The sequence below is a fragment of the Nocardia veterana NBRC 100344 genome, assembly GCF_000308855.1.
Taxonomy (GTDB): domain Bacteria; phylum Actinomycetota; class Actinomycetes; order Mycobacteriales; family Mycobacteriaceae; genus Nocardia; species Nocardia veterana.
Window position 1 is genome coordinate 1 of sequence record NZ_BAGM01000160.1, and the last position, 372, is coordinate 372.

1 protein-coding gene is annotated in these 372 nt (G+C 63.2%); it reads left to right on the forward strand.

Features of this window, described 5'->3' with window-relative positions; genetic code table 11:
* Positions 1-236: tyrosine-type recombinase/integrase (locus ON37_RS26490; protein WP_040723128.1), on the forward strand; the 236-nt coding region annotated here is incomplete at its 5' end.
* Positions 237-372 lie beyond the last annotated feature (136 nt).

The window sequence follows — 372 nt, forward strand, 5'->3', positions numbered from 1 at the left end:
ACCGGAACCGTGTCGACGGCATGCACGCTATGCGGCATCTGTACGCATCCAAGTTGCTTGCGCGTGGAGTGAGCGTCAAGGAACTGGCCGACTATCTCGGCCACGAAGATCCGGGATTCACGCTACGGGTGTACACGCATCTACTGCCGTCCAGCCATGAGCGCGCCCGGCAGGCCGTGGACGAGGCCGCCGGCATCTGGCAGGTTCCTCCCGACGACGGCCTAGAGGCGGCCTGAGCGCCGATGAAGGCGACAATAGCTCTCGCCGGAACCGAAAAACCGGTCCAAGTCGTTACCGCGACTCGGACCGGTTTTCCGTTGTCCTACAACCTATTTCAGCTCGGCGCTGGACAGTTCCAGCACCCGCCGTGCG